General features: G+C 57.4%; 1 protein-coding gene. It reads right to left on the bottom strand.

Going from position 1 to position 256, the window contains the following annotated elements; genetic code table 11:
* Nucleotides 1-129: 129 nt before the first annotated feature.
* A complete protein-coding gene (locus PZC42_RS24975) occupies nt 130-243 on the bottom strand; it encodes a hypothetical protein (RefSeq protein ID WP_498041213.1) in 114 nt (37 codons plus the stop codon).
* Between the last annotated feature and the right edge of the window lie 13 nt (nt 244-256).

The following is a 256-nucleotide window of genomic DNA, read 5'->3' as shown; positions in this document are numbered from 1 at the left end:
CAACGAGTGTATAGCAAGACACACAAGAATTGTGTGCCACACGTCCACCCGCCGGCAGGAAATCGAGCCCGCCCAGCAACACCACTAAAGGCATCCTACGGCAAAGCACACGAGCTTTCCGGCGAGTGTTCATGTCGGATATTCGAGGGGTCTCACCTCCCAGCATCGGACGCGCAGCAGGAAGCGGATCACGTCGGACTGCTTCTTCTTCTGAAGCTCTTCCACGTACTTGAGGGCACCCATCTGGAGCGGCTCA

Source organism: Isoptericola croceus (genome assembly GCF_029382255.1).
Classification (GTDB): domain Bacteria; phylum Actinomycetota; class Actinomycetes; order Actinomycetales; family Cellulomonadaceae; genus Isoptericola; species Isoptericola croceus.
Note: the sequence above shows the minus strand (reverse complement) of the source record. Positions and strands in the feature narration are given on the sequence as shown.

Excerpts from the sequence above, each read along its gene's own strand:
- PZC42_RS24975 (WP_498041213.1), bottom strand. The coding sequence starts at position 243 with ATGGGTGCCCTCAAGTACGTGGAAGAGCTTCAGAAGAAGAAGCAGTCC.